Here is a 2,806-nt window from a genome sequence, read left to right as displayed (position 1 = left end):
TGCCCGAAAATGCTAGGCGTAAAGCGCATGCTCCGTTCCTTTTCTGAGTCTCGACAACCAGAAAATAGACGGAAAACCTCTGTCTTACGGGGCATGCGCCTGCGACATTTCGATTCACCCAGAATTTTCCCCGGACAGCCCTGCGTGGAAAGCGACGAGATCGCGCCTGCAGGTATTTTCGGAGGAGATGCACGCCTCTCGTCGGCGGAAACCGGAGCTGCCCTCATTGGACGCCTTGTCGACATCGGAGCGTCTTTCGTCCAGCACTTCGCATCGCAGAGACAAAGCCGCCCCAAGCCCTGAGCGTTAGCGGTCAATATAACGAAAAGAGGTCGTCAGCATTTCGCTGACGACCTCCAGACAAGGGCTGTCTCGGGAGGGATTAGCCCTCGTACATGTGGTAGACCTTCGCGATGATCTGCCACTTGCCGCCCATTTTGATGAGGGTGTGGAGATCGGTGTAGTCAGCGCCAATAGCGTCCTTTTCCATGTCAACGCGAACAACGGCGGTCGTCGGCGTGATGCCGAGGATATCGAGACGCACCTTGATTTCCGGAGCCGTGCCGTTTTCGTCGACGAATTCGTACAGGTTCTTAATCGGACCGCCCAGCAGCTTTCCATTGGTAAAGCCGTACATCACGGCGTCCTTGTTGAAAGCTTTGGCGACGTCGCCGGATTTGCCGACTCGCAGACCGTCAACGTAATGCTGAACAGTCGCGATGATCTCTTCGTAGTCCGACGTCGGGATGGTCTTGATATTCTTGGTCATAGAATTTCTCCGGTGGATTGACGGGTGTTTCCGCGAACGAAATCGCTCGCACGAAGCGAACCTCGCGCGCCCGGTCGTCCGTCTGTAATGGTCGTTACAGACGACAATCTGAACAATTTAGCGGTAGTAGTCAAGGCGAATTTGAGCTTGAGCGGCATGGGTCTGACGGGGTCGGAAGCCGCGGGGCAGTTTCTGAAAATGTACTCTTGACCATCTGTAGCAAAGACTACACAAAGCGTCTGTAGGGATCACTATTAATCAGTGACGGCTGGCTGGCCGTCACGCGCGCAGTGTTATCGGGAGGTTCAAAAATGCCATCGGTCGAATTCAACGACGTCATCGACGGCGACGCCGATCATGCATGGAACGTGCTTAAAAAATTCGGTGAGATTTCCAAGTGGCATTCCGACATCGCGGAGAGCCGGATCGACAACGAGGTGCCGGACGGCATGGTTGGGTGCGTTCGCAAACTCATCCTCGGCGACGGCGGCGTAATCGTAGAACGTCTGCTCGCCACTGACGATGTGAGACGCAGTCTGACGTATCGTTTCGAGGAGGCTCCCTTGCCGCTCGACAACTACACCCTCACGGTCGCGGTCACGGCGCTGACCCGAGCGCGCGGTTCCTTCATACGCTGGTCTGCAACGTTCGACCTCAGGGAACCCGATCCGGAGGGCAAGTACGAGAAGCTGATGCAGGGACTTATCATCGGCGGCAGCGATAGCCTGCAGGCCTACCTGCGCCAGTCACGCTGACATCATGGCGCTTGCGGGTCAAACTTCCGGAGCGGTACCAAGCGACGGCTGGCTGTCAGTAGGCTCGCACATCGCTCCGGTCGAGCTTGAAAAGGCCGTCCGATTGATAAATCACGGCCCTACCGTTCTCGTATCCGCACGCAGCGGAGGCGTTGACGATGTAATGGCCGCCGCCTGGGCGTGCCCCCTCGACTTTTCACCGCCGAAATTGACGGTGGTTCTGGATGCCAAGACGGCGACAAGGGAATTGATCGACAAGAGCGGTCAATTCGTCGTTCAGGTGCCGACGGCTCGCCAAGCAGCACTTACATTCACGCTTGGAAGCAATTCCCTGAAGACGACCCCGGACAAACTCGTCCGGTCCGGCGTGGAACTGCTTCGGATGGACGGTTTTGACTTGCCGTTCGTATCGGGTTGTTCCGCCTGGCTTGCTTGTAAGGTGATACCCGCCAAGGGTATTCAAGATTGGTTCGATCTCTTTATAGCGGAAATCGTCGGCGCGTGGGCCGATCGCCGGATATTTCGGGACGGGCACTGGCAGTTCGAAAACGCCGACCCGGAATGGCGAAGCCTCCACTATGTTGCCGGCGGTCACTTTTATGCGGTCGGCGACGCCTTGGACGTTTCGGTTTAGGGTGGCACCTCGCGCGGTGACGCGAGCATTGATTTCCCCGCGGAGTACGATCACAGCTCCGCACCTTCAGGCCCGGCTTTACCCCGAGCCTTTTTTTGAAAAACCACCAGCCGTGGAACGCTCTGGAGTTGTGAGATATAACGTGCTGCCTCAACGCCGCCGCAGCTTGACATTCTCCGAGGAGTTACTTCCTGAACATCGACTATTCCGAGTTCAACCGCATCGACCTCAATCTCCTTATTGCATTCGACGTCCTTCACGCCGAATACAACGTCACGCGCGCGGCCGAGCGCCTGGGCATCGGTCAATCTTCCATGAGCCATTCGCTGAATCGACTTCGTAAATTGTTCGGCGACGAGCTTTTTACACGTTGCCCGGATGGCGTCCGGCCGACCCCCAGAGCGTTGGCGCTCGCGCCCGCCATCAGAAGCGCACTTGGGATCATCCAGCAGAGCCTGTTGCACGATGGCGTATTCGATGCCTCGCGAGTTGACAGGACATTCATCCTGGGAATGCCGGACTGTTGATTTCCACTGAGAGCTGACCCGGCGCAGCCTAATATTTCCATTGAGAATTGACCCATGTTTCAACCGTCCCTCGCATGTTTTCAGCGGGGGCTCTGGAGTGATCGACATGGCATTACTGAGC

At 56.8% G+C, this 2,806-nt stretch carries 4 protein-coding genes; 2 read left to right on the top strand and 2 right to left on the bottom strand.

Annotation, left to right across the window (positions count from 1 at the left end):
- Nucleotides 1-382: 382 nt before the first annotated feature.
- Nucleotides 383-769, bottom strand: a complete 387-nt coding sequence (locus GR197_RS31270) for a nuclear transport factor 2 family protein (protein ID WP_141336795.1) — start codon at nt 767-769, stop codon at nt 383-385.
- Between the two features lie 311 nt (nt 770-1,080).
- Here GR197_RS31270 and GR197_RS31265 point away from each other — a divergent pair, with 311 nt between their 5' ends.
- Together GR197_RS31265 and GR197_RS31260 are read left to right on the top strand one after the other, a co-directional pair.
- The gene (locus GR197_RS31265) at nt 1,081-1,524 is read left to right on the top strand and encodes an SRPBCC family protein (protein WP_141336796.1); all 444 of its coding nucleotides are present in this window, start codon (nt 1,081-1,083) and stop codon (nt 1,522-1,524) included.
- A gap of 4 nt (nt 1,525-1,528) precedes the next feature.
- Entirely contained in the window at nt 1,529-2,158 is a 630-nt protein-coding gene (locus GR197_RS31260) for a flavin reductase family protein (protein ID WP_164016573.1), read from the top strand.
- A 50-nt stretch (nt 2,159-2,208) separates the two neighbouring features.
- Here the strand turns inward: GR197_RS31260 and GR197_RS32585 are convergent.
- The coding region (locus GR197_RS32585; protein WP_246724741.1) for a hypothetical protein at nt 2,209-2,806 on the bottom strand (598 nt) is incomplete at its 5' end.

The sequence above is a fragment of the Rhizobium phaseoli genome, assembly GCF_010668805.1.
GTDB lineage: Bacteria > Pseudomonadota > Alphaproteobacteria > Rhizobiales > Rhizobiaceae > Rhizobium > Rhizobium phaseoli_A.
The sequence above is the reverse complement of the archived record's forward strand: the minus strand, read 5'-3'. Positions and strand labels throughout refer to the sequence as shown.

What these genes read in the sequence shown, in the direction of transcription:
- GR197_RS31265 (WP_141336796.1), top strand. Translation starts at nt 1,081, where the DNA reads ATGCCATCGGTCGAATTCAACGACGTCATCGACGGCGACGCCGATCAT.
- GR197_RS31260 (WP_164016573.1), top strand. Translation starts at nt 1,529, where the DNA reads ATGGCGCTTGCGGGTCAAACTTCCGGAGCGGTACCAAGCGACGGCTGG.
- GR197_RS31270 (WP_141336795.1), bottom strand. Translation starts at nt 769, where the DNA reads ATGACCAAGAATATCAAGACCATCCCGACGTCGGACTACGAAGAGATC.